This window comes from Nodularia sp. UHCC 0506, assembly GCF_034931045.1.
GTDB lineage: Bacteria > Cyanobacteriota > Cyanobacteriia > Cyanobacteriales > Nostocaceae > Nodularia.
The window spans coordinates 42,346-66,686 of record NZ_JAYGHH010000010.1; the positions used below are offsets into that span (position 1 = coordinate 42,346).

Consider the following 24,341-nt stretch of genomic DNA (forward strand, 5'->3'; position numbering starts at 1 on the left):
CCGTGAAGGTAAGGCACAAGAAATCTATATCGTGACATCAGGTGAAATGATGGCGATGTATGCTGCTAACAACATCGCTCGTGGTGTTCTTAAGTATGCTCACACTGGTGGCGTGCGTTTGGGTGGTTTGATTTGTAACAGCCGTAACACTGACCGAGAAATCGAATTAATCGAAACCTTGGCAAAACGGTTGAACACCCAAATGATTCACTTCGTACCCCGTGACAACATCGTTCAACACGCTGAATTGCGTCGGATGACTGTTAACGAGTACGCACCTGAAAGTAACCAAGCTAACGAATACCGCACATTGGCTACCAAGATCATCAACAACAAAAACCTAGCTATTCCTACACCTATCGAAATGGAAGAATTAGAAGAATTGTTGATTGAATTCGGTATTCTCGAAAGCGAAGAAAATGCTGCAATGTTGGTTGGTAAACCAGCTGCTAAATAAAAAGACCGTAGGAAAAAGGAAGAATTTCATATTTGACCTTTAACCTTCACCCTTGCATCTCCCCCTACTAAACCTAGAGGGGACTCTCAGTCCCCTGTTCCCAGATCCTTACGAATCGGAGAGGATAAAATGACACCTCCAGAAAACAACAAGATTGTTGACGAAAGAAAAGAACTGATTAAAGAAGTTCTCAGCGCTTACCCAGATAAAGCTAAGAAAAGACGCGAAAAGCACTTAAACGTATTTGAAGAAGGTAAGAGCGATTGTGGCGTTAAATCTAACGTTAAATCTCTTCCTGGTGTAATGACCGCTCGTGGTTGTGCTTATGCAGGTTCCAAGGGTGTGGTTTGGGGTCCTATTAAGGACATGATCCACATCAGTCACGGGCCAGTTGGTTGCGGTTACTGGTCTTGGTCTGGTCGTCGTAACTACTACATTGGTACTACAGGTATTGATACCTTTGGTACTATGCACTTCACCTCTGATTTCCAAGAAAGAGACATCGTTTTTGGTGGTGACAAAAAACTACTGAAATTGATCCAAGAATTGGAAATCCTCTTCCCTCTTAACCGTGGTGTTTCCATTCAATCTGAATGTCCTATTGGTCTAATTGGGGATGACATCGAAGCTGTAGCTCGTAAGGCTGCAAAAGAGATTGACAAGCCAGTTGTTCCAGTTCGTTGCGAAGGTTTCCGGGGTGTTTCTCAATCTTTGGGACACCACATCGCTAACGACATGATCCGTGACTGGGTATTCCCCAGATCCGATAAGGCTAAAGCTGACGGTTCACTGAAGTTTGATTCTACTCCTTATGATGTAGCCATCATTGGTGACTACAACATCGGTGGTGATGCTTGGGCGAGCCGCATCTTACTAGAAGAAATCGGCTTGCGCGTAGTTGCTCAGTGGTCTGGTGATGGTACTATCAACGAAATGTTGATGACCCCCAATGTGAAGATGAACCTCATCCACTGTTACCGCTCGATGAACTACATCAGCCGTCACATGGAAGAAAAATATGGTATTCCCTGGTTGGAATACAACTTCTTCGGACCTACCAAGATTGCTGAATCTTTACGGGAAATTGCTTCTAAGTTTGACGAAAAAATCCAAGCAAACGCTGAGAAGGTTATTGCTAAGTATCAGCCTACAATGGATGCGATCGTTAAGAAGTATCGCCCCCGTTTAGATGGTAAGACTGTGGCCATGATGGTTGGTGGTCTGCGTCCTCGTCACGTTGTCCCAGCTTTCCAAGACTTGGGCATGAAGATGATTGGTACTGGTTATGAGTTCGCTCACAACGACGACTACAAACGTACCACTCACTATATCGAAAATGGCACTATCGTTTACGATGACGTGACCGCTTATGAATTTGAGGAGTTTATCAAAGCCCTCAAGCCTGACCTTGTAGCTTCTGGTGTGAAAGAGAAGTACGTCTTCCAAAAGATGGGTCTGCCTTTCCGTCAAATGCACTCTTGGGATTACTCCGAACCTAGCCATAGTGTATGAAAGTTAGTGATAGCAGTATTTTTTTGGCGGTGAGATAAAAAAGAATTTCTTTTTAGTCTAAATGCAAGTTTGAGGTTAAGCTAGAAATAATATATTTTTGCTGCTTTAAATAATATAACTCTGATCGGGAATGGTTTTGAGGATTTGGTTAAATTTTGCTGAAATTAAAACTGTAAAAAGTAAGACTATTTTAGATGCTATTTTTTTAGATTAAATGGTGCGATCGCTTTGACTCGAAAATCAGCCAGGCGATCGCTAATTGTCCTTAAAACTTATTTATATCTTAGCCCTTGTGAATCCTATAGCGCACGGTATAATCCCAACTGGAATACCAACTTCCTCGCTTTTTGAAGTTCCAAATTTGTAAATGGCTACCATTTGGTAGTGATTGTACTGGGAATTCACGTAGATGCTGACCAAGTTCATCATCTTTATCCATCTTCATTATCCCACCGACTACACCGATGGCAACTGGAAGAATCAGTCCTGCTACCTTGGCTGGGGGGACAGGGGTAGCGAGTAGTGCAGCAGAGACCCCAGCGCCTATTTTTGTAACTGTTTCACCATGATTAGACCAATCTTTATTCGAGTCCTCATCAAAGGCTACTAAAGCAATCTGTAAAATCCGATTTTCTGGAACATCACTATCAAATACAGTACCACCGCCCTGGCCAAATTTCTTCGTCTGTTTATCGTTAATCGAAATTGGTCGAGTTAATACACCTCTGATTTTTAGGTCATCATTTTCTTTTTTTCCCATTGGTGCAAGTCCCACTGCACCTACTATATAGAATTCATCACCACCTGTGACATCTTCAGTATCACGGCAATGTACATCTACTAGTTCTACTCTCATTCTGACCATAGTTGCTAACTCCAAAAATGTTGTTTAACGTTTCAGGCTATTCTTCTTATACAGTCTTTGTTCGCACTGTAAATATGAGTAATCTCTGACTAAGGATACATACGCGGTTAATTGTTTTCCTGATATGTATAAAATTTTTATCCAGAAGAATTAGCCAACAAGGGATGCGAGCGATCGCTATGATTCTCTAATCAGTAAGATGTTGGTACAGTTTACAGTAAATATTGGGGATGCGATCGCTCACTTTATTAATCGTACCAAATTGCTAGGATCACCCATCTGCTATGGTAGAAAGATTCTGATGAGACTCGATGAATTTTGATTTTAGAAAAAACATTGTGATGCTCATATCTATAAATTAAAAATCTAACTATCCGCAACTTTACAAATAACCATAATCGGTGATAAATATTTACTATGACTATAGTGAACAAGTTGTAATCCGGCTTTTTCTAAATCTTGGATAAGTTCAGGTATCTGATACTTATGATGTCGCCAAATAGTAATTTCTTCATCTTTTAAAATTTCAATTTGCTGATCTATCCCTAACTGGCTAAAACTTAGAGTATAATTTTGATTAAATTTTATCTTGGCCGTTATACTATCTGTTTCGACATCATACTTTCTCACAAGTTCGCAATCTTCAGAACTAATTCCTATCTCGTTTTGCATCCATTGATAGATTCCATCTACATGATATTTGCAGCCACCCCGGACTTTTCCATCCCATTGAGAATTAGAACCAATCTCGTTAGTAAATACCAACAAATCATTTTTATCCATGCTATCTCTCAAGTTTTGAAAAACTCTATTTCTGTCTAGATGATTAGCGATTGTCACTCCTAAATGCAAAAAAATATTAACTGTATTTTTATTTGCAAAATCAGTTGATTTTTGCCAAAACTCTCCGGGAATAGAACTAGTTTCTACATCAAAAGTGGAACTATTAAATTCAATTTTGGGAAACCATTTAGTAAAATTTGTCTTAGCTAAGATTAGCATTTCGTTACTAATATCTAAAGCGATATATTTGTTTATGCGACCTAACCTATCAAGTTGAGAAATGAATTTCTTTACCGGATAGGAATTACCTGAGCCTACATCGACAATGTTAATATTGTGGCAATTTTGATAATCGCCGTTAATATACTCAAAGTTTTGCTTTAATAAAGCAATTTCTACATTGGGTGTTTGATACCATTTAGGAACAACATATTTTTGATAAAAATTATTCCATATCTTTGCCCCTCTACCTTTATAGGAGTATTTTAAAGGAATTTCTCGTCTCAATTCTAATATTTTAATTAATTCTAAAACTTCTGCTTGAGAAAAATTAGAGTAAAACTCAGAAGTTGGCGCTACTATACGACTGATAGAATTTGAAATATCTGAATAAATTTGTGAAGGATTTTGATTTTTTTTAGGCATCATTTTTAAGTTGTTTTAATTAAGTTGGTTAACATCGTAGTTATTGACAAAATAACAATTGCGCCCCTGTGCTTTGGCTTGATACAAGGCTTGATCTGCTGCCGAAATTAGTGCCAAAGGAACCAGATCAAGTGTAGGAATTACCGTCGCAATTCCAATACTCAAAGTGACGTGCTGTTTTACTGCCGATGCAGCATGAGGAATATTTAGTTGTTCGACAGCTGCATGAATTTCTTCGGCAATTTGAACAGCGCCATCAGTATCAGTATTTGTGAGAATAATCACAAATTCTTCGCCACCATAACGCGCCGCTAAATCTGTAGAACGTTTGATAGTTTGTTGTAAAGCTTGGGCAACAAAAAGTAAACAATCATCTCCAGAGGCATGACCATAAGTATCGTTATATTGTTTGAAATAATCAATGTCACATAATAATAAAGAGATAAAACCTTTTTCTCGTAAAAGATGTTTCCAGACATCATGAAGTTTAATATCAAAACTGCGGCGATTGGCGATTTGAGTTAATTGATCCACCAACGCCATATTTTCAAGTTGCTGGTTAGCTTGCTGCAATTTTTGATAAAGTTCTGATTGCTGAATAGCGATCGCCAGATGCGTAGCTAGTTGTTGCAGTAGTTCGCTCTCCCAAGATTGCCATTCGCGAGGGGCGCTACAATGATGAGCAACTAATAGACCCCAGAGGCGATCGCCTTGTAAAATCGGTACAACTACCTTGGCTCTTACCTGGTACTTTTCCAATAACTCCAGATGACAATCAGTCATTTCGCCGATGTAAATATCTGAAGTGACTTTAATCCTAGCATCCTGATATAACTTTCCTTGGGTTTCAACAAAGTAACTGTCTATAATTTCCATCTTTAAAATTGCCTTCCAATCTTCGCCTACAGATTCCGTGACAATCACACCACTCCAATCTGGGTTAAAGCGATAAATAATCACGCGATCAGTTTGCAGAACTTCTCTGACTTCAGCAACAGTTGTATTCAATATTTGATCTAAATCCAAGGACTGGCGGATGTGTTGTGCGATCGCTGCAACCATTCGCTCCTGTCTGATTTGATTTTGTAGTGAGATTTCTGCCTGTTTGTAGGCTGTGATATCGGTAAATGATGCGACTACTGCATAGGGTTTTAACTCATTTTCTTGAAACAATGGTTGAGAATTAATCGAAATCCAACTGAGGCTATCATCAGGTTTATAAACTCCCATAATCACATTAAATTGGGGTTCTCCTGTGCGTAGTGTGATCATGAACGGATGAGTTTCGTAAGGAAAAGAAGTACCATCTTCATGAATGGCTCTCCATCGCGGATCAATAGAAGTTCGCCCCATCATTTGGTCGGCGGTTAACCCTAAAATTCTTTCGGCACTCTCGTTACAGGCACTGATACTTCCATCGGCTTGTTGTAAAACTATACCTTCTGCTATCGTTGAAATTACCGAACGATAGCGTTTTTCACTCTCTCGTAGTGCTTCTTCCATCCGCTTGCGTTCAGTAATATCAGTATGAGTTCCCAATATTCTTAAAGAATGACCATCATTTGTGCGGCTAAAAATTTTCCCCCGATCTAGAACCCACTTATAAGTTCCATCTTTGCATCTGACACGATGTTCACTGACATATTGTTGAGTTTCACCACGCAAATGCTGATCAATCTTTTCGTAAATCTGTGCTTTATCATCCAAGTGAATCCGTTTATCCCATTCACTGAGCGTATTTCCTATTTCATGCTCTGCAAAACCGAACATTTCTTTCCAACGGCGAGAGAAAAAGACTTCATTAGTTTCCAAATTCCAGTCCCAAATCCCATCACCGTTTCCTTCTAGGGCATATTGCCATCTTTCTTCACTAGCTTTGAGTGCGGCTGCGATTTGTTTACGAGAGGTAATGTCTTCAAAAATGTATAATTTGCCAAGATATTGATCTTGACTATCCCGAATTTGACTGGAAAAGCGGCGAATTATGCGCCCATCCACAAATTCAATTTCATCTTCAATGGTGCAGCGATTTTCTTCAGATTGTAATAGTTTACAGGTTTCGGAAAATGCTGGCACATCGGCAACTAAGGTTATGCAATCAGGAATAATGTCATTATTTTTCATCATCCCAAGTTGCATTCGGGCTTCTAGATGTTCAAGACCCCAAATTTCACAAAAGCGGTGATTGAAGTAAAGAATTTCGTCTGTGCGATTGTCAACTACAAAAAATGCCAGCAAAGAATTGTCTGTCATCGAACGTAGCAAAGCTTCTTGCCAGCGTAGCTGCTTTTTAACACCCTGGTGTTTTTTGAGAAAAGTTTGCTGTTGAGTAATATTCTTGACCGGATTTTTTTTGTAATTTTGATGCAGAGTTCTTGTTGCTATCTGTAACTTTTGCTTTGGCTGAATTATCGGATGATGGAGATATTGATTGAATTGCGGTGGTGATGGATGCTTCTGTGCTGGCTGAATAACTATTTCTAGTTCTGTAACCACCAGTTGGATAAATTCAATTTCTAAAGAACTCCACTGGCGCGGCTTAGTACACTGTTGAATAATGAGTAAGCCCCACACTGGAGGAGAGGCACTAGAAGTTTCATCAATATCTTTAACTAAAATTGGCACGACTAAGTTAGCTCTAACCTGTAACTTGGTTAATAGCTGTTTGTAAGAAGGATCGAGGAATTTAGCATGAATATCTTCAATAACATGAATTCGTTCCTCTCGATACTGCTCTACCCATTTAGCATGGAAGCAAGGATCATCAGTTAATTGCTCTAGAATTGGTATGCATTCAGAATTTACCGATTCTGCCGCTACTACTCCATCTCCATCCTCTAGAAAACGATAGATGATCGCGCGATCGCTTTCTAAAATTTCTCTGATTGTACTAACAACTATGTTGAGAATTTCACTCAATTCCCGTGACTTGTGAATTTTTACAACCAAGATCCTAATTTGATGCAGGATATACTGTAAGTTAGTTTCAGTACTGGATAGGTCATTGAAGAGCATAGCAATCCTAAAATACCTCTAATTTATTTTTCCAGAAAAAATATATAAATACTCAGCTCATATTAAATTTACTTAAAAATACAGGTATTTACAATAACTTAATTTCTTGTATTTAGCAACAGATTTTCTCTATAATTATTTAACAACGGCTAATATTTAATATTTATGTTACAAATTGATCAGATTTTTTGTAGATTTTACCAATAACAGATGAATCTAAATGTCCTTGACTTCTTGAATAAGAAAGATATATGCACCCTGTGGATTTTACTTAAAGTCAATAAAAATCTATCTATGCAAATGCTTTTAATAAATTTGTTGGGCAACGCAACGCACCATATCAACTTTGTCAACTCCGCTTATAAACCAACTCCATCCTCAACTTCTCAAGCTCAATTTTCAACCTTTCATTCTCCATCCTTAACCTGCCATTCTCTTCCCGAATCGCCTCAACTTCGTTCCGCTTACTCAAAGCCTGATTAATCGCCAACTTCCGCATATCTAGAGAAAACCAACGCTGATAAGTTTCCGTATGTACTTGTACACTATGCCCCAAATTATCCGCCGCCGCCTTAATTGGTACACCTAAAATATGCGCTCGAATCGCCCAAGCGTGACGTAAATCATAAGGTTTAAAATCTAATCCAATTTTACGAAACCACCAACTCACCCGTTGAGTTAAAGTTGTTATTTCAGCATGATTAGTATGATCTTTCTTACTAATTGTAGTTGTCAACATCTCTAAATATTTAGGATTTCTTAAATCAAACTCCGAAATCCATTGTTTATATAACGGTAATGCTTGCCTTTCACCCGTTTTACAATCTTTATGGACTTTCCATGTTAAATCCGTATTTTCTTCACTTAACCACCAATCAATATCAGGATTAATAAATAATTCCCGTGGACGTAAACCAAAAACCGCTAACATTCCATAAGTCCAACGCCAAAGTTGCCAGCTATCTTTAACATTTTGATTGACTTGATTACCTCTGTTATTTAAATAATTTTCAAACTTAATAATTCCTGCGGTTATTTCGGAATCACTCGGTATATTCCGGGAATTATTCTCCGGCATTTTTGAATATTGCGATAAATCAATTTCAATTTTGAAGGTTTGACAAAAAGCTGATATAGCTCTTGCAGCATTATATTTTGCCCATGCTTTATCAATTTTCTCAATTGAACTGATTAAATTTTCAGGTGTTGCTAAATCTTCAGCATTAGTAAATCGCTTCGTTCGGGAAAAATAATAGAAAAAAGTATGTTCGCTTTTTGTTGTGCGCTGATGAGTTTTAAAATACTCTGCTTCAAATTCTGCGAGTAACTCACCTATAGTTTTAAATTCTTTTTTAATTGCATCATTACCTAAATATTTATCATTCCATTCAAAGCTTTTCCGAGCAATTAACTTTCCTAATTCATAAGCTTCTTCTTCAGCCGTCTTGAGTCCATCCAAATTAGCGGGAATATTTAAACTGAGATTATATTGCTTTTTCCTCGTTCCTCTGGTGTCCTTGTCTCCAGGTTTAATTGGTAAGGTCGCCCTTAATTGCAGACTTCCATTTGATACTCTCACCGTTACCTTGGTCTTTGCAGATTTCAAACGCAGATTTACTTGCTCTAACTCTAATAGTAGTTTTGTTCTCATCTATTGTCTTTGCTGTGTGCTTGCAGACTTCAAAAGTTTGTAGTAGGAACTGTAGTCTCTCAAACAGGACTAAAGTCCTGACTACGAGCCAATATTTTTTTAGTAGGGGCCGTTTGTAGTGCTAGATATAAGCTTGTATATGGCTAATACTTGTCTTTACCCTGATTATGTATCGTTATGATTTAGCCTATATTTAGCCTAAAAATAAATGTGTTATTAGCGAACAATGTTTATTACTGACACTGCTTACCGCAAACATTCAACCGTTTGAAGCTATCGAAGCATCACCAGGAATACTCCGGCCCTTATCACGGTTATGATGGCTTTGCTATCTTCGCTCGTGATATGGATTTGGCACTCAACAGCCCAACTTGGGGTTTAATTGGCGCTCCCTGGAACGAAAAAGCTCAAGCTAAGGCTAAAGCTAAAGCTACAGCTTAGGGAAATGGCAAAGGGATAAGTAGGGATAGCCTGGGGTTTTAGCCCCAGGGGGGAGTCGGGAATTCAAGGTTCAAAATTCAAAAATTAAAAGTTGCTTTTGATTTTTGCATTCTGAGTTTTGAGTCAGATTCCCACTCCCACTACAAAATTCCTCAATGAGTAACGAAAGACTTCAGTAAGCTTGGAGATGTAGAAATGCCTCAAAATCCAGAAAATATTCAAGATCACGTTGAGTTATTCCACCAACCAGAATACCAACAACTATTCCAAAACAAAAAGGAATTTGAAAACGGTCACGACCCCGCAGAAGTTACACGGGTTGCAGAATGGACCAAAGGTTGGGAATATCGTGAAAAGAACTTCGCTCGTGAAGCGTTGACTGTTAACCCAGCTAAAGGCTGTCAACCTCTAGGTGCAATCTTTGCTGCTGTTGGTTTTGAAGGTACAATGCCTTTCGTTCAAGGTTCTCAAGGTTGCGTTGCTTACTTCCGTACCCACTTAACCCGTCACTACAAAGAACCATTCTCTGGTGTGTCTTCTTCAATGACTGAAGATGCGGCGGTGTTCGGTGGTTTGCAAAACATGATTGACGGTTTGGCGAACTCCTACCAACTGTACAAGCCTAAGATGATTGCTGTCTGCACAACTTGTATGGCAGAAGTAATTGGTGATGACTTACAGTCTTTCATCAACAACGCTAAAGAAGCTGGTTCAGTTCCTAAAGATTTCCCAGTACCTTACGCTCACACTCCTAGCTTTGTTGGTTCCCACATCACTGGTTACGACAACATGATGAAGGGGATTCTTTCTAACCTGACTGCAGGTAAGAAGAAAGCTACCAGCAATGGCAAAATCAACTTCATCCCAGGTTTTGACACTTATGTAGGCAACAACCGGGAAATCAAACGCATTTCTTCCTTGTTCGGCTTTGACTACACCATTCTTGCTGACAACAGCGACTATTTAGATTCACCCAACACAGGTGAGTTTGATATGTATCCAGGTGGTACAAAGTTAGAAGATGCCGCAGATTCAATTAACGGTAAAGTTACAGTTGCTCTGCAAGCATATTCTACCACCAAAACTCGTGAGTACATCGAAAAAGAATGGAAGCAACCCACTGTAGTTTCCCGTCCTTGGGGTATCAAGGGTACTGATGAGTTCTTGATGAAACTCAGCGAACTAAGTGGTAAAGCTATTCCCGAACAACTAGAACTTGAACGGGGACGTGCAGTTGATGCCATGACTGACTCTCATTCATGGGTTCACGGTAAGCGCTTTGCTATCTTTGGTGAGCCAGATTTAGTCATCAGCGTAGTTGGCTTTATGTTGGAAATGGGTGCTGAACCTGTCCACATTCTAGTTAACAACTCCAACGAAGTATTTGAGCAAGAACTTCAAGCTTTACTAGATTCTAGTCCTTTTGGTCAAGGCGCAACCATCTGGGGCGGTAAAGACCTATGGCATATGCGTTCCTTGTTGTTCACCGAACCTGTAGACTTGCTGATTGGTAACTCCTACGGTAAGTACCTATGGCGCGATTGTAAGGTTCCCTTCGTTAGAATTGGTTATCCTATCATGGATCGCCACCACTTACACCGCTACAGCACCATTGGCTATCAAGGTGTGATCAACTTGCTCAACTGGATTGTCAATACAATCTTTGAGGACATTGACCGCAACACCAATATTCCTTCTAAGACTGATATTTCTTACGACTTGATTCGTTAAGAATTGGTTACGCAGCGTGCTAATTAAGGGTAAGTCAGGGGAGTAGGGACTGGGGTTGAGGGATTGTCGGGGTGGGTTTAGGAATATCTGAGAACCTGCCCCTACTGGGGACTAAGAATAAATTTATTTCTTAATACCTCATTTCTAATTCCCAAGACTCAATCCCTAACTTACCTTTTTTTCTGTTTCTTTCTAGCATTTACCTGAGATATTTATTATGGAAAGTATCAATCACACTCACTCTCATCCTAGTTACCATCCACCTAACAATAAAAAATCAGGCTGGTTTTCTAATCTTCTTAATCCTGTACGTAATTGGCTGGATGGAATGCCGGTTAAAAATTACCGGATTGCTCATGTAATTTGTCAAGTAATTCCTTGTTGTTGTCCTTTTGAGCGCAATATTAGTTTATTTGGGCGAACTTTTCATATTCCACCCCTGTGTAAACTTAATCCCTTGTATGACGAGTTTGTGGGAATGCGTTTTCGGGCTTTATCTTATCTTGCTGATGAGTGTGGAGAGGATGTCACGAAATATATTTGTTAGAAATTTGTCTCCAATTATGACTCATTAAGCATCTTGCAAAAGTCAATTTTATGAGAACTATACCACGGATTTACACTATTAATTATCTGGTGTAAATGTGGACTAAAGAAGATTTTTGCAGGTGGTCTATTACTCAGTGAATAGGCTAATAACTGATATTAACACTGTCGATCCAGCAAGAGAAGAGAAGAGAGAAGAGAGAAGAGAGATGAAAAGTACCCAAGGCAAAATTAACGAGCTGCTCAGTGAATCAGGATGTGAACACAATCAGCACAAACAAGGAGAAAAGAAAAATAAATCTTGCACCCAACAAGCTCAACCAGGTGCTGCTCAAGGTGGTTGTGCTTTTGATGGTGCAATGATTGCTCTTGTACCTATTACTGATGCAGCTCATTTAGTCCACGGGCCGATCGCCTGTGCTGGTAATTCTTGGGGTAGTCGTGGTAGTCTCTCCTCTGGGCCTTTACTTTACAAGACGGGCTTTACTACTGATTTGAGTGAGAATGATGTGATTTTCGGGGGTGAAAAAAAGCTCTATCAGGCAATTCTGCAACTTTGCGATCGCTACAAACCACCAGCCGTTTTCGTCTATGCTACCTGTGTAACAGCTCTGATTGGCGATGATATGGATGCTGTATGCAAGGCTGCAACTGAGAAAACTGGTACTCCTGTGATTCCTGTGATTGCTCCAGGCTTTATTGGTAGTAAAAATTTGGGGAACCGCTTTGGTGGTGAAGCTTTGCTGGAATATGTAGTTGGTACAGCAGAACCGGAAACAACTACGCCTTATGATATTAACTTGATAGGTGAATATAACATCGCCGGTGAAATGTGGGGAGTCACTCCACTGTTAGAAAAATTAGGCATTCGGGTTTTATCTAAAATTACGGGTGATGCTCGTTTCAATGATATTCGTTATGCTCATCGTGCCAAGCTGAATGTGATGATCTGCTCACGGGCTTTGCTCAATATGGCGAGAAAAATGGAGGAACGCTACAACATTCCTTACATTGAAGAGTCTTTCTATGGCATTGATGATATGAATCGTTGTCTACGAAATATTGCTGCTAAGTTGGGTGATGCGGATTTACAGGAACGCACAGAAAAGCTAATTGCTGAAGAAACTGCGGCTCTTGATTTGGCTTTGGCTCCCTATCGCGCTCGACTTAAAGGTAAGCGGGTTGTCTTGTATACCGGCGGTGTTAAGAGTTGGTCGATTATCTCGGCGGCTAAGGATTTAGGTATTGAAGTTGTTGCTACCAGTACGAGAAAAAGCACTGAGGAAGATAAAGCCCGGATTAAGAAATTGATTGGTAATGATGGGATCATGATGGAGAAGGGCAACGCTCAGGAGTTGTTACGGTTGGTGAAGGAAACTGGCGCTGATATGTTGATTGCTGGTGGTCGTAACCAATACACTGCTCTGAAGGCTCGAATTCCTTTTCTGGATATTAACCAAGAACGCCACCATCCTTATGCTGGTTATTCGGGGATGGTTGAGATGGCACGAGAATTGTATGAGGCTCTTTATAGCCCTATTTGGGAGCAAATACGCAAGCCGGCTCCTTGGGAAGAGTTGGAGGGATGATTTGGCTGATTTTCTTGTGAAGACGCGATGAATCGATGAAGTTAGGGAAAAACGAACCACAGAGGCACAGAGTTCACAGAGGAATGAGGGTTTGAGAGGTTTTTGCGTAGATCCAATGAATGCAATTTGGTATTAATATAATGGCGATTGTTAATCTTCCCAATAAACCACTGACTGTTAATCCTCTGAAGCAAAGCCAGGCTTTGGGTGCATCTTTAGCTTTTTTGGGGTTGAAGGGGATGATTCCTCTATTCCACGGTTCCCAAGGTTGTACTGCTTTCGCTAAGGTTGTGCTTGTACGGCATTTTCGGGAAGCTATTCCCCTAGCCACTACAGCCATGACTGAGGTTTCTACTATTTTGGGTGGCGAAGAAAATGTGGAACAGGCAATTCTTACTTTAGTGGAAAAGGTGCAGCCGGAAATTATTGGTCTATGTAGTACGGGGCTGACGGAAACTAGAGGAGATGATCTGGAACGTTTTCTGAAGGATATCCGCGATCGCCATCCGGAATTAGATCATTTACCGATTGTATTTGCTCCTACTCCAGATTTCAAGGGGGCGCTGCAAGATGGTTTTGCGGCGGCTGTGGAAAGTATCGTTAGGGAAATTCCTAAAGCTGGTGGAATTAGAACTGAACAGGTGACGATTTTGGCGGGTTCGTCTCTGACACCAGGGGATTTGCAGGAAATCAAGGAAATGGTGACTGCTTTTGGATTAGTGCCAATTATTGTCCCTGATCTTGGTGCTTCCCTCGATGGTCATTTAGAAGATGGTTATAGCGCAGTTACAGCCAGTGGCACAACTATAAAACAGCTACGAGACATAGGTAGCTCCGCCTTTACCATCGCTTTGGGCGAAAGTATGCGAGAAGCCGCCAAAATCCTGGAGGAGCGCTTTAATATCCCTTACGAGGTGTTTGGTGAACTGACTGGATTGGATGTTGTGGATGAGTTTCTGCAAGCATTGGCGATTCTGAGTAGTAATAGCGTCCCCGAAAAATACCGCCGTCAACGTCGCCAGCTACAAGATGCGATGCTAGATAGTCATTTTTACTTTGGTGCAAAGCGAGTGTCTTTGGCGTTGGAACCGGATTTACTTTGGTCAACGGTGAACTTTTTGCAATCGATGGGGACTCAAATTCATGCAGTGGTGACAACGACGCGATCGCCTCTGTTGGAAAAACTCCCGGTTAAAAGTGTCACTATCGGCGATTTAGATGACTTTGAGCAACTAGCAGCTGGTTCTGATTTACTGATTGGTAATTCTAACGTAGGTGCGATCGCTAAACGGCTCTCAATGCCTTTTTATCGTTTGGGTATTCCCATCTATGACCGTTTAGGTAATGGATACTTCACGAAAGTTGGATATCGAGGCACAATGGAGCTTTTATTTGGCATCGGTAATCTATTTTTAGAAGCCGAAGAAGAGAGAGTTAAACATTTATGGGAACTGGTATCTGAGGAATAAGAATTTGTATCGCGCATCAGCGTTCGCACAGCGTACTGTCAACTCTAGTACAAAGTGCGTTAGGCGCAAAGGTAAGAAGAAAAAAAGGTGATTTTGGCATTTTATATTCTAATTCACCAACGCTGTAGTTATTGATTCCTCAATACTCAATACCTCTAATATCCAATATCCGATCCTTAATTCAGGACAAGAGAATGAAAATAGCCTTTACCACAAGTGACCGAATTCATATTAATGCTCACTTCGGATGGGCGAGAGAAATTGATGTTTATGAAATATCTGACGAGGGATATAAATTTCTCGAAACGCTAAAATTTGACGGTGACTTAAAAGAAGATGGTAACGAAGATAAAATCAATCCTAAACTTGATGCTTTGGTTGATTGTACCATCGTTTATGTGACAGCAATTGGCGGTAGCGCCGCAGCTCGGTTAATTAAAAAAGGCGTTACCCCAGTCAAAGCTAAATCAGAGGAAGAAGAAATTAGCGAAGTCCTGAATAAACTTGTGCAAACTCTTAAAGGTAATCCTCCACCTTGGTTGCGTAAAGCTTTAAGACAAACTACTCCAAACTTTGCAGATTAATTTTCAATTGAAGCAACGGTATGAGTACAAACAATAATGTGAATGGAAGCACCGATACTGTAGTCTTGAATTCCCCTTTCCTCAAGACATTAGTTCAACAAATTCGGGGACAGGATACTTACGGAGTTTATCGTAATTGGTCAGATGAATTAATCCTCAAACCCTTCGTTGTTACTAAACAAAAGAAACGCGAAATTTCTCTTGAGGGTGAAGTTGACCCCATTACTCAAGCACGGATTATGGCATTTTTCAGGGCTGTAGCTGCTGCTATTGAACAGGAAACAGGTCTAATTTCTCAGGTAGTAATTGATTTGAGCCATGAAGGATTCGGTTGGGCGCTAGTTTTTTCTGGTCGTCTTTTGCTAACTAAAAAAGCCTTGCGTGATGCTCATCGCTTTGGTTTTGATTCAATGGAAAAATTAGCAGAAGAAGGCGAAAACTACGTCAAAAAAGGTGTTGAACTAGGGAAAACATTCTCCGAAGTGGGCAACATTTGAGACTACCTAAAAACTTAAACTAGGGACTTCAAAATAAAAATAGGACTTACGCAAAAACTCTCTCAAACCCTCTTGACTTAGTGTCCTTTGTGGTATGCGCTACGCGTTAAGCGGAAGCTATGCCGAAGGCTTTACGTTTTCTCATAATTTTTCGTAAGTCCTGAAAAAAATCCGAAATCACCTAACAAAAAACTCTCAGACCCTCATGACTCTGTGTCCTCTGTGCCTTTGTGGTTAGTTTATTTCTGGGAAGTCCCTAATTTTAGTGTCCTTGTGCAAATTAATAATTAGGAGTAATAAATGGCGCAAGTGAGCGAAACAAGTATTGAAGAAATCAAAACCCAAATTAAGCGGCTGAATAGTAAAGCAGGTCAAATGAAAATGGATCTGCATGATTTAGCAGAAGGTCTGCCCACAGATTACAAAACTCTGATGGATGTAGCAGCTGCAACTTATAAAATCTATCAACAGCTAGATGACCTTAAGCAACAGCTAAAAGCAATGGAGAACGATCAATGACCGGAACTATGAATGAATTCAAGAAGCTTGTAGATGCAGAGGAATTTTTTCAGTTCTTCAATCTGCCCTACAACAAAGAAAATGTGAATGTCAATCGTCTGCATATTTTGAAGAAATTTTCGCAATTCATGGCAGAAGTTGATGATAATTCTCATGGTTTGACTTCAGCAGAAATACTTGCTCAATATTCCTTAGCTTTGCAAAAAGCTCATGATCTTTTCTTAGAATCAACAGCTTACGAAGAAAAGCTATTCAAAGTGTTTAATGATAAGCCGAAGAATGTAGTTACGCTGACAGAAATCACTTCTGATTAGGAGGTAAAAAGTGATCAACCTAACGCCTACCGAATTAGAACGCTATAGTCGCCAAATGATGCTCCCAAATTTTGGCGAACTAGCTCAAAAACGCCTGAAGTCAGCGACAGTTTTAGTTACAGGTGTGGGGGGATTAGGCGGTACGGCGGCGCTTTACTTAGCAGTAGCGGGCGTTGGGCGACTAATCCTAGTCCGGGGTGGTGATTTGCGATTGGATGACATGAACCGTCAGATTTTAATGACGGATGATTGGGTCGGTAAACCCAGGGTTTTCAAAGCTAAAGAAACTCTGGAGGCGATCAATCCTGATATCCAGGTGGAAGTAGTTCATGATTATGTGACTGCGGAAAATGTAGACTCCTTAGTACAATCGGCTGATATGGCGCTGGATTGCGCCCATAATTTTACGGAACGCGACTTGCTGAATGCAGCTTGTGTACGTTGGCGTAAACCGATGGTGGAGGCTGCTATGGACGGGATGGAGGCTTACCTGACTACAATTATTCCTGGTGTGACTCCTTGTTTATCCTGTCTGTTTCCAGAAAAACCTGATTGGGATAGACGTGCTTTTTCTGTTCTGGGCGCTGTTTCTGGGACACTTGCTTGTCTGACAGCGTTAGAGGCGATTAAGCTGATCACTGGATTCAGTCAACCTCTGTTATCGCAGTTACTGACAATTGACTTAAATCGGATGGAATTTGCCAAGCGTCGTTCTCAACGCGATCGCGCTTGTCCCGTATGTGGTAATACTGCACCCTGGAGATACGGACAACCCCCATCAATGGAACCTACAAGTAATTGTACAAAGTAGTCATTGGTCATTTGACACCTGACACCTGACACCACAACTTCATCGCTACACATCAGGAGACGTAATGGCTGTTAGCTTAACAGAAAAAGCAGAGTTCCGTCTGCGGGCATTTTTAAGAGGTTCAGCTTCTGATAATAATGACGCTCAAAAAGGCATCCGTGTATCTGTAAAAGATGGTGGTTGCAGTGGCTATGAATATGGAATTGATGTCACCAGCAAACCACAACCAGATGACTTGGTAATTCAGCAAGGTAATGTGTTGATTTACGTTGATGCTAAAAGTGCGCCTTTATTAGACGGGGTTGTAATCGACTTTGTAGAAGGGGTAATGGAAAGTGGCTTTAAGTTCACTAACCCTAATGCAAGTGATACCTGCGGTTGCGGAAAATCATTCAAAACAGATGATGGTACTCCTACGGGTGTACCTTGCAGCCAGTAGTGTTGTGAATTCGTAATGCGTAATGCGTAATTCGTAATGCGTAATTCGTAATGCGTAATGCGTAATGCGTAATGCGTAATTCGTAATTCGTAATTCGTAATTCGTAATAAAGCCTTCAAAGCTGACCGTAAAAATGATGGACACTTGCTAATTTACGGGTTTTGAAAAAATTGCAAGTTGGTGATGCCGATACTACTTGCGATTCCTGCATAGCGCTGCGCTATTGCTATCAGCCGGAGGAACCCCATCAATGCAGTGTCCTCTTCCGCGCTGTTTTTGGAAGTTTGGAGTTGACTAGGTAACAAAGACTGACAAACTTCGCTAAATCAATCTCATTGTATAACTTTTGAGGAGAATCGGAAAATGGCCAGCTATCAAGTTAGATTAATCAACAAAAAGCAAGAACTAGACTCTACAATTGAAGTTGATGAAGAAACTACCATTTTAGAAGCAGCAGAAGAAAATGGTATTGAATTGCCTTTCTCTTGTCACTCAGGTTCTTGCTCTAGTTGTGTGGGAAAAGTTGTTGAAGGTGAAGTTGATCAATCTGATCAAATCTTTTTAGATGATGAACAAATGTCTAAAGGATTCGCTCTACTTTGCGTTACTTATCCCCGTTCTAATTGCACAATTAAGACTCACCAAGAACCATATCTTGTGTAAAGTATTGCTTTGAATTCTCAGAAAGTTTAGATCCCCGAATTCTTTGATAAGTCGGGGATCTTTTTCATTTGTAATTGCTATATTGTAGAATTTTTAGTATCTTCTGATGTATAACTGAGCCAGCGAGAGGCGATGTTTTGTAAAGATCCATTTTCAGACATTAATCTTAATTCAATATTAAGGTTTTTTGTTAAAGGACTATCGATGGGTAAGACAAATCCATAAAGCTCAGATCCTAGAGACAAGTTAGTTAATTTGAGGTTTAAGTCGGGATTTTGCATGAGGTAGTATGCCATAGCGGGACGGTCGAATACTACGGCATCTACTTGTTCAGCAGATAATAGCTGTACTGCATCTGCTAGGGTGGCGACTTCTTGAACTCGATTACTATATTTCTGCACAACCTCAGCACTAGATGAGCCTCTGACAGTTGTTAATCTAGTATCTTTTAGGCTGGAGGTGCTGGTAAATCTCTCGGTAGAACCACCAGATAAAGCGATGGTGATAGCAGAAGCAAGTCCGGCTGTTAAGGAAGAAACTGTCACTAAAGCCAATATCATCCAAGTCCCAGCGATGAAACGACCGAGACGAGTCACAGGTGCGCGATCGCCATATCCCACCGTAGTTAATGTTACCAGTGCAAACCACATCCCGTTACCCACTCCCTGAAGATAATTTTTCGGGAATTGTTCACTATTTTTATTTCGTTCCGCCAACCAAACCAAATTTCCGACAACGAACATTAGAATAACTAATACGCCCATTGAGGTTAAAACCGCAGTTTCAAAAAAGGGTTTAACCCGACTCCAAACACTAGGATCATCTGCTGCTGTTAAAACGGCAATCTCTGTAGAAAAATAAGGTTGGGTAAAATCAACTTTTTGCAAGCGTTGGGCTGTAATTGTGATGGGGCCAATCAACAAATCTAATTCTCCCTGGTTTACCACTTCTAAAGCATTAGCAACGCTAGATTGAGGGATTAATTCATACTCTATATTTTGAGAACGAGCCACTTCTTTCCATACTTCAACACTAATACCGGAAGTGTTTTCATCTGTGCGAACTACAAAAGGCGCAGATCCAGCTATTCCTACTCGCAAAGGCGCGGCTGAAGCTAAAGTAGGAACAGAAATCACTAAAGCTACGGCTACCCCAGTTAAGCAATTATGGTTGACTGCAAAACCTTGGCGGATCTGCAATACAGATGCAGAAAAAATGCTCTGTATTTGTTGTGAATATGGGAAGTTGCGGAAATTCATGAGTTATTGACTCCTGACTTATTTCTCAAACCGGTTATATTCTTTATGTTGATAACTGCCAAAGTTGAATTTGATAACAAAGATGGTTGTCAAAAATTTGTCGTGCTGCTAAACCCTCAGCAATTGGCTTTTCTAGCCAACGTTTAAAAGCCCAACTTCCTATACTATGTACAGGTGGAACTGCTATTTTGACAACATCAGCAATATATTTAAATGTAGTTAATCCAAAAGTCCGAAAATTAGTGAGACACAAATCAATAGTTGGTGCAATTGATTGAGAAATATCTTCAGATGTGATCAATTTAAATCCAGCCTTCTCTAAAGCTGCATGGAGTTCATTAGCAATATGACAGTTAGAAAAAATTCCTGCTTTGTATTCGGCATCAAAGCGCATCATATCTGCTATGAGTAAGTAACTACCACTATTGAGTAAACGCGCTGCACCTTGAGCTAAATCTTCTACAGACATATATTGGCTACTTTCACTGAACAACACTAAATCATAAGAATGTGAAGACTGAAAATTTTCAAATGTTGTTAAGTAAAAAGGTATTTTACCATTAGTATTTTGAATAAACTTCTCTTTTTGGATAGTATCGGGTGCTAACCCTTCAACACTAAATCCACGTTCACAAAGGGATTTTGCATTACCACCAATACCACAGCCTACATCCAGCACGGTTTTGATTCCTTCTGGGATAAAACTAAAAAGTTTGGTTGCGTAGGCTGCTTGTGCTGCACGCAGGTGAGTTAAAGTTAATTCTTCACCCATTGTTGGTATGATTTCCCAATAGCCGTAATGTAGATAGGAAGAACCGGTGAGTCCCATATAGTAATCTATGGCTGCATTTTGATAGCGTGTGGCTTTGGAGATATTTATTGATTTTGATTTTTGCATTTAGGGTTAAAGTCAGCTTGGCGAAGGTATTGGTATTTAATCACATTATTCAGATCAAATACCAAATTTCGCTGGCTGTCTCACGCATTAGGCGCACCGGAGGCGATCGCCTAAATACGGTTAATGTCTGATACTGTTAATTACAAACTTCCATTTCAGTGGATTTTATCTGTGGGGGTGCTGGTACTGCGGGAATACGTGCCAAGATTCCTTTTTTGAGTGGTTCTGGACGTTCACTCCACGGTAATAAACCTTCTGGATGGGCGTAATATTTACCTGCACACTGGAATACACCAGCAATTTCTGTGGATGATAAATCAGCAGTAATATCACCAAATAGATATGTAGATTTATTATATGCAGCAAAGGATACCACACAAGCGCGATCGCAAGCGCTCATACAGTTCACTGGCTGAATCATAAACTCTGTGTTCAATTCCCAATGGGGATAATGTGCTTGCAACTGTTTTAGCAATTTTTCTCCGCCACTCTCACCCACACGCTTACCACCTTCCCACTTACTGGCACAAGTGGTACAAACAAATATTGTATGTTGTGCTTTCATCTATACCTCGTAGATTTTAGCTAAAGTTACTTTTATATCGGCGGGTATTCTGACTTACGCAATTTTAAATTTTAAATTCAGAATTTTAGACTGTTTGATGCAATCTTATGTTTCAAACTAAAAATTTAAAATCTGTTTACAGCTGCGGGACAGTGCTGGATTTACACCGGACTTTCCCCGTTACCTCTAATAAATGTTTTCTATTAGAACCGGATATATAAGAATCTATCATACTTTCGTTAAATTTATGACATGGTGCATTAAATCGAACCGCTAATTCGCCAAGGGAAGAGGTAAAGAGATTCACCACTGATTTAGGAATCTATATATTGAAATCTTTATAAATGATTCATAGTTTAAACTTATCGGAGTGATAATATATAAATAAGCTAAATTGTTGCTAGTGAACCTAAACTCAAACAAAAAGATATTATGGGCTTATTTTAGGCATTTGTATCTTAATTTTGGTTCTGTTAATGATTAAGCAGAATCTAAGATAACTGCAAGAATAAAATAACTAAAGTAGGTGTGAATATTCTCCTATGTTTAACCTAATTTATTTAGGTATCAAACAAATGACAGACTTCTGTAATGGCGTGGTTACAGCTATTCGTCAATCTGACATATAGACCTTTTCACAAGTCTAATAATCAGGGATGCCATAATCTTTTGTTGAAAAAATGGTAGGGTAACTTGCTATGGATTTTGCTGAATTATTTTAGGAATATTAAGGACTAGTTATGAATCAGATCAAAAAGCAAAAATTGAGTGAAGTTACCAAGCAATGGCTGATAGCAAATAGCTACAATCCCAATAATTTAAATCAACAAGGTGAAAATGGTGATACGGCTTTAATGAAGGCTACTAGAGAAGGAGTTTATGCTGTTGTTAAAGAATTAATTGATTGCGGTGCAAATATTAATGCTAAAAATCATGACCGGAATAATGCTTTATGGTTTGCTTGTTTCGGCAATCACTACGAGTTAATTAGCTTGCTGCTATCTGCAAAAATCAATATTGATAATCAAAATGACAATGGTGCAACTGTTTTAATGTATGCCGCATCAGCAGGAAAAACAGGTGTTGCTAAATTACTTCTACAACACAATCCTAATTTGGATATTAAAAATTTAGATGATTATAAAGCAATAGATTTTGCTAGTAATATCGAGATTTTAAGGTTACTTAAAAATGCCGCAACGTAAGAATTTAGAAAAATCTGGTCACGATGCAACCAAGCATTCTTACTTATCTGTACAAATTAATCCTAATTATGTAGATGCTTCAACCCAGCCGACTTTATTTAAAGTTTATCCCAAGTTTTATCGGCGGGTAAAATTAAATCTCAATAATCCCGTGCATTCATTTATCTGGTTAACCAGTGCCGTTACTCTGGAAAAGGTATATAAAGATGTACCCTATAAATTACGGGTAAATCCCTCAGCAGGTGCTTTATATCCGACAGAAGTTTATGTTCAGATTCGCGGAATGTCGGGAATAGTGGATGGGATATATCATCTAGAAGTTGAGAATAATTGTCTAACTCTCATTTACGAATTAATTGATGATGGGTTAGAAAGTTATATTATACCAGGTAAAAGTATCAAAGGTTGCATTTTTTTAATTAGTTGCGTCTATTATAGGTCTAGTTGGAAATATCAGGATAGAAGCCTGAGATATTGCTTTTTAGATAGCGGTCATCATTTAGGTGCGATCGCAGCATCAGCTTATCTGCATAACCAAGATATACAACTGATTTTTGACTTTGATAAACTTGCTCTCAATACAGTTTTAGGCTTTGAAAATAAAGAGTTTATCACGGCTGGGGTAATCTCTGGTGAGGTGCAGAAAAAACCTGTCAGACGTTTAAGGCTAAAGGTTCCTTTTGTCTGTGGCACAGATTATTTTGAGGCGAATCAATTCATTGAACGTAACTATGAACTAACGGCAGTGCAGCAAAGTCCAACACAGCCACTAGTACAGCCACAGTTTAACTTTGATCAGGAGAAATTTTATCAAACTGTTTGGAATAGACGTTCGATTAGACGTTTCCGGAAACAGTTTATTTCTCAAGAAGACTATTTATATATCTGGCGACACATTGCACAATCGATACCAACAGAGAGTTTTGAGGACATCGAAATTTATGCTGTTGTGCATCGAGTAGAAGGGATATCGCCGGGATTATATAAAGGTACGCATCTGCTGAAGGCAGGTAATTTCGGAGAACGGACAGGTTACTTATGCGTGAATCAAGCGATCGCTAGAGATTGTGCTGTAACTTTGTTCTTTGCATCTGAATATATCAATTATCAAACTGCTATGCAATTAGCTGGTTTTATCGGGCAAAGAATTTATTTGGTGAGTAATTATTTGGGAATTGATTGTAGTGGAATTGGTGCTTTTTACGATGATGAAACCCAAGAATTATTACAAACCAATAAAGATATCCTCTATGGAATGGCTATTGGCAAATAACTAGGATCATAAAGAGAGATGGTGAACAATAATTTTTATTTTAATAGTGATGATTCTCATCCGAAGCAGCCGACATCGGCAGATATTATCCTGCGGCAACAACTAGAGGATTCTATTAGCAGATATTTTTATGACGGGTGCGATCGCATCATTCAAAATCTCCTCTCTAATTGTCGCTGGTATGTTACAACTCGCTCTAATGCAATGACATTAGTAATTGAATGTCCTGATCAAGTTACTAATTGGCGAGTTTTGCAACAAATTGTACCAATGGGAACTTTGTTAAATTCCATTATCAGCAGCGCTAAAATCCGTGTTTGTCCTCCAGATAGTCAAGGGATACCCTTTGAAATGAGAGTAGATGAACTGTCTGTTTATCGTGATTGGGCATAATTCGTAGTTCGTAATTCGTAATTCGTAATTGGTTTTACTGGCTGATTAAGTTAGTTAACTGTTTAACTACTACGTCGGCTGAATGTTGGACTACGGGACTTAATTCTAGTCCTAAATCAAGATTTGCGGCTTCAATTAGGTAAACTGTGACATCTTGGGGAAAGTCATTACCAAATATTTTTCGTCCTGCGGCTAAAGCATGATCCCAGCGAAAATC

Annotated in this window: 23 protein-coding genes, 3 pseudogenes and 1 riboswitch; of the genes and pseudogenes, 18 read left to right on the plus strand and 8 right to left on the minus strand. The window is 39.6% G+C overall.

Annotated features, from left to right (window positions below; all coding sequences use genetic code 11):
- Both nifH and nifD read left to right on the plus strand, forming a co-directional pair.
- Positions 1–457: pseudogene (nifH, locus tag VB654_RS09140) on the plus strand (nitrogenase reductase); the annotation flags it as partial.
- Positions 458–586: 129 nt separating this feature from the next.
- Complete coding sequence (nifD, locus tag VB654_RS09145) at positions 587–1,969, plus strand: nitrogenase molybdenum-iron protein alpha chain (protein ID WP_323213403.1); 1,383 nt, start codon at positions 587–589, stop codon at positions 1,967–1,969.
- A gap of 283 nt (positions 1,970–2,252) precedes the next feature.
- On the opposite strand, the gene VB654_RS09150 is transcribed toward nifD, so the two are convergent.
- Positions 2,253–2,834, minus strand: coding sequence for a hypothetical protein (locus VB654_RS09150; protein WP_323213404.1), 582 nt, complete (start codon positions 2,832–2,834; stop codon positions 2,253–2,255).
- Positions 2,835–3,033: 199 nt separating this feature from the next.
- Here VB654_RS09150 and VB654_RS09155 point away from each other — a divergent pair, with 199 nt between their 5' ends.
- Positions 3,034–3,156 (plus strand): hypothetical protein, encoded by a 123-nt coding sequence (locus tag VB654_RS09155; RefSeq protein WP_323213405.1) that lies wholly within the window; start codon positions 3,034–3,036, stop codon positions 3,154–3,156.
- Positions 3,157–3,200: 44 nt separating this feature from the next.
- On the opposite strand, the gene VB654_RS09160 is transcribed toward VB654_RS09155, so the two are convergent.
- From VB654_RS09160 to VB654_RS09170, 3 genes are all read right to left on the minus strand, one after another.
- Complete coding sequence (locus VB654_RS09160) at positions 3,201–4,265, minus strand: L-histidine N(alpha)-methyltransferase (protein ID WP_323213406.1); 1,065 nt, start codon at positions 4,263–4,265, stop codon at positions 3,201–3,203.
- Positions 4,266–4,277: 12 nt separating this feature from the next.
- Complete coding sequence (locus VB654_RS09165) at positions 4,278–7,211, minus strand: diguanylate cyclase domain-containing protein (RefSeq protein WP_323213407.1); 2,934 nt, start codon at positions 7,209–7,211, stop codon at positions 4,278–4,280.
- Positions 7,212–7,626: 415 nt separating this feature from the next.
- Positions 7,627–8,928, minus strand: coding sequence for a site-specific integrase (locus tag VB654_RS09170; protein ID WP_323213408.1), 1,302 nt, complete (start codon positions 8,926–8,928; stop codon positions 7,627–7,629).
- A 282-nt stretch (positions 8,929–9,210) separates the two neighbouring features.
- Here VB654_RS09170 and VB654_RS09175 point away from each other — a divergent pair.
- The 12 genes and pseudogenes from VB654_RS09175 to VB654_RS09230 all read left to right on the plus strand — a co-directional run.
- Positions 9,211–9,369 (plus strand): annotated as a pseudogene (locus tag VB654_RS09175) (nitrogenase molybdenum-iron protein alpha chain); the annotation flags it as partial.
- A 195-nt stretch (positions 9,370–9,564) separates the two neighbouring features.
- Complete coding sequence (gene nifK / locus VB654_RS09180; protein ID WP_323213409.1) at positions 9,565–11,100, plus strand: nitrogenase molybdenum-iron protein subunit beta; 1,536 nt, start codon at positions 9,565–9,567, stop codon at positions 11,098–11,100.
- Between the two features lie 217 nt (positions 11,101–11,317).
- Positions 11,318–11,647, plus strand: coding sequence for a Mo-dependent nitrogenase C-terminal domain-containing protein (locus VB654_RS09185; RefSeq protein WP_323213410.1), 330 nt, complete (start codon positions 11,318–11,320; stop codon positions 11,645–11,647).
- A gap of 208 nt (positions 11,648–11,855) precedes the next feature.
- Complete coding sequence (gene nifE / locus VB654_RS09190; protein ID WP_323213411.1) at positions 11,856–13,235, plus strand: nitrogenase iron-molybdenum cofactor biosynthesis protein NifE; 1,380 nt, start codon at positions 11,856–11,858, stop codon at positions 13,233–13,235.
- A 140-nt stretch (positions 13,236–13,375) separates the two neighbouring features.
- Positions 13,376–14,704 carry a nitrogenase iron-molybdenum cofactor biosynthesis protein NifN gene (nifN, locus tag VB654_RS09195; RefSeq protein WP_323213412.1) on the plus strand — a complete coding sequence of 443 codons (1,329 nt, stop codon included), beginning with the start codon at positions 13,376–13,378 and terminating at the stop codon, positions 14,702–14,704.
- Between the two features lie 194 nt (positions 14,705–14,898).
- Positions 14,899–15,288, plus strand: coding sequence for a nitrogen fixation protein NifX (gene nifX, locus VB654_RS09200; protein ID WP_323213413.1), 390 nt, complete (start codon positions 14,899–14,901; stop codon positions 15,286–15,288).
- Between the two features lie 20 nt (positions 15,289–15,308).
- Positions 15,309–15,785: a NifX-associated nitrogen fixation protein gene (locus VB654_RS09205; RefSeq protein WP_323213414.1), complete on the plus strand. Its 477-nt coding sequence runs from the start codon at positions 15,309–15,311 to the stop codon at positions 15,783–15,785.
- 300 nt (positions 15,786–16,085) lie between these two features.
- Positions 16,086–16,304, plus strand: coding sequence for a CCE_0567 family metalloprotein (locus VB654_RS09210; RefSeq protein ID WP_323213415.1), 219 nt, complete (start codon positions 16,086–16,088; stop codon positions 16,302–16,304).
- A complete protein-coding gene (nifW, locus tag VB654_RS09215; RefSeq protein ID WP_323213416.1) occupies positions 16,301–16,618 on the plus strand; it encodes a nitrogenase-stabilizing/protective protein NifW in 318 nt (105 codons plus the stop codon). The genes VB654_RS09210 and nifW overlap by 4 nt, the downstream gene beginning before the upstream one ends.
- Positions 16,619–16,628: 10 nt before the next feature.
- Positions 16,629–17,429, plus strand: coding sequence for a HesA/MoeB/ThiF family protein (locus VB654_RS09220; RefSeq protein WP_323213417.1), 801 nt, complete (start codon positions 16,629–16,631; stop codon positions 17,427–17,429).
- A gap of 64 nt (positions 17,430–17,493) precedes the next feature.
- On the plus strand, positions 17,494–17,868 hold the full coding sequence (locus VB654_RS09225) for an iron-sulfur cluster assembly accessory protein (RefSeq protein ID WP_323213418.1): 375 nt from the start codon (positions 17,494–17,496) through the stop codon (positions 17,866–17,868).
- Positions 17,869–18,231: 363 nt separating this feature from the next.
- Positions 18,232–18,531: a 2Fe-2S iron-sulfur cluster-binding protein gene (locus VB654_RS09230; RefSeq protein WP_323213419.1), complete on the plus strand. Its 300-nt coding sequence runs from the start codon at positions 18,232–18,234 to the stop codon at positions 18,529–18,531.
- Between the two features lie 77 nt (positions 18,532–18,608).
- Here the strand turns inward: VB654_RS09230 and VB654_RS09235 are convergent, their stop codons facing one another.
- The 3 genes from VB654_RS09235 to VB654_RS09245 form a co-directional block, all read right to left on the minus strand.
- On the minus strand, positions 18,609–19,790 hold the full coding sequence (locus VB654_RS09235) for a transporter substrate-binding domain-containing protein (protein WP_323213420.1): 1,182 nt from the start codon (positions 19,788–19,790) through the stop codon (positions 18,609–18,611).
- 43 nt (positions 19,791–19,833) lie between these two features.
- Positions 19,834–20,688, minus strand: coding sequence for a class I SAM-dependent methyltransferase (locus tag VB654_RS09240; RefSeq protein WP_323213421.1), 855 nt, complete (start codon positions 20,686–20,688; stop codon positions 19,834–19,836).
- A gap of 136 nt (positions 20,689–20,824) precedes the next feature.
- Complete coding sequence (locus VB654_RS09245; protein ID WP_323213422.1) at positions 20,825–21,253, minus strand: DUF1636 domain-containing protein; 429 nt, start codon at positions 21,251–21,253, stop codon at positions 20,825–20,827.
- Positions 21,254–21,274: 21 nt separating this feature from the next.
- Positions 21,275–21,482: riboswitch (cobalamin riboswitch) on the minus strand.
- Positions 21,483–21,993: 511 nt separating this feature from the next.
- Between VB654_RS09245 and VB654_RS09250 the strand changes: the two genes are divergently transcribed.
- Genes VB654_RS09250 through VB654_RS09260 form a run of 3 tightly spaced genes read left to right on the plus strand, consistent with a single transcriptional unit; the run spans position 21,994 to position 24,124 of the window.
- Positions 21,994–22,458: an ankyrin repeat domain-containing protein gene (locus VB654_RS09250; RefSeq protein WP_323213423.1), complete on the plus strand. Its 465-nt coding sequence runs from the start codon at positions 21,994–21,996 to the stop codon at positions 22,456–22,458.
- A complete protein-coding gene (locus VB654_RS09255) occupies positions 22,445–23,731 on the plus strand; it encodes a nitroreductase family protein (RefSeq protein WP_323213424.1) in 1,287 nt (428 codons plus the stop codon). The genes VB654_RS09250 and VB654_RS09255 overlap by 14 nt, the downstream gene beginning before the upstream one ends.
- Before the next feature lie 18 nt (positions 23,732–23,749).
- Positions 23,750–24,124 (plus strand): hypothetical protein, encoded by a 375-nt coding sequence (locus VB654_RS09260; RefSeq protein ID WP_323213425.1) that lies wholly within the window; start codon positions 23,750–23,752, stop codon positions 24,122–24,124.
- A gap of 34 nt (positions 24,125–24,158) precedes the next feature.
- On the opposite strand, the pseudogene VB654_RS09265 reads toward VB654_RS09260, so the two are convergent.
- A pseudogene (locus tag VB654_RS09265) lies at positions 24,159–24,341 on the minus strand (hydrogenase maturation protease); the annotation flags it as partial.

Excerpts from the sequence above, each read along its gene's own strand:
- nifD (WP_323213403.1), top strand. The coding sequence starts at position 587 with ATGACACCTCCAGAAAACAACAAGATTGTTGACGAAAGAAAAGAACTG.
- VB654_RS09150 (WP_323213404.1), bottom strand. The coding sequence starts at position 2,834 with ATGGTCAGAATGAGAGTAGAACTAGTAGATGTACATTGCCGTGATACT.
- VB654_RS09155 (WP_323213405.1), top strand. The coding sequence starts at position 3,034 with ATGTTGGTACAGTTTACAGTAAATATTGGGGATGCGATCGCTCACTTT.
- VB654_RS09160 (WP_323213406.1), bottom strand. The coding sequence starts at position 4,265 with ATGATGCCTAAAAAAAATCAAAATCCTTCACAAATTTATTCAGATATT.
- VB654_RS09170 (WP_323213408.1), bottom strand. The coding sequence starts at position 8,928 with ATGAGAACAAAACTACTATTAGAGTTAGAGCAAGTAAATCTGCGTTTG.
- nifK (WP_323213409.1), top strand. The coding sequence starts at position 9,565 with ATGCCTCAAAATCCAGAAAATATTCAAGATCACGTTGAGTTATTCCAC.
- VB654_RS09185 (WP_323213410.1), top strand. The coding sequence starts at position 11,318 with ATGGAAAGTATCAATCACACTCACTCTCATCCTAGTTACCATCCACCT.
- nifE (WP_323213411.1), top strand. The coding sequence starts at position 11,856 with ATGAAAAGTACCCAAGGCAAAATTAACGAGCTGCTCAGTGAATCAGGA.
- nifN (WP_323213412.1), top strand. The coding sequence starts at position 13,376 with ATGGCGATTGTTAATCTTCCCAATAAACCACTGACTGTTAATCCTCTG.
- nifX (WP_323213413.1), top strand. The coding sequence starts at position 14,899 with ATGAAAATAGCCTTTACCACAAGTGACCGAATTCATATTAATGCTCAC.
- VB654_RS09205 (WP_323213414.1), top strand. The coding sequence starts at position 15,309 with ATGAGTACAAACAATAATGTGAATGGAAGCACCGATACTGTAGTCTTG.
- VB654_RS09210 (WP_323213415.1), top strand. The coding sequence starts at position 16,086 with ATGGCGCAAGTGAGCGAAACAAGTATTGAAGAAATCAAAACCCAAATT.
- nifW (WP_323213416.1), top strand. The coding sequence starts at position 16,301 with ATGACCGGAACTATGAATGAATTCAAGAAGCTTGTAGATGCAGAGGAA.
- VB654_RS09225 (WP_323213418.1), top strand. The coding sequence starts at position 17,494 with ATGGCTGTTAGCTTAACAGAAAAAGCAGAGTTCCGTCTGCGGGCATTT.
- VB654_RS09230 (WP_323213419.1), top strand. The coding sequence starts at position 18,232 with ATGGCCAGCTATCAAGTTAGATTAATCAACAAAAAGCAAGAACTAGAC.
- VB654_RS09235 (WP_323213420.1), bottom strand. The coding sequence starts at position 19,790 with ATGAATTTCCGCAACTTCCCATATTCACAACAAATACAGAGCATTTTT.
- VB654_RS09240 (WP_323213421.1), bottom strand. The coding sequence starts at position 20,688 with ATGCAAAAATCAAAATCAATAAATATCTCCAAAGCCACACGCTATCAA.
- VB654_RS09245 (WP_323213422.1), bottom strand. The coding sequence starts at position 21,253 with ATGAAAGCACAACATACAATATTTGTTTGTACCACTTGTGCCAGTAAG.
- VB654_RS09250 (WP_323213423.1), top strand. The coding sequence starts at position 21,994 with ATGAATCAGATCAAAAAGCAAAAATTGAGTGAAGTTACCAAGCAATGG.
- VB654_RS09255 (WP_323213424.1), top strand. The coding sequence starts at position 22,445 with ATGCCGCAACGTAAGAATTTAGAAAAATCTGGTCACGATGCAACCAAG.
- VB654_RS09260 (WP_323213425.1), top strand. The coding sequence starts at position 23,750 with ATGGTGAACAATAATTTTTATTTTAATAGTGATGATTCTCATCCGAAG.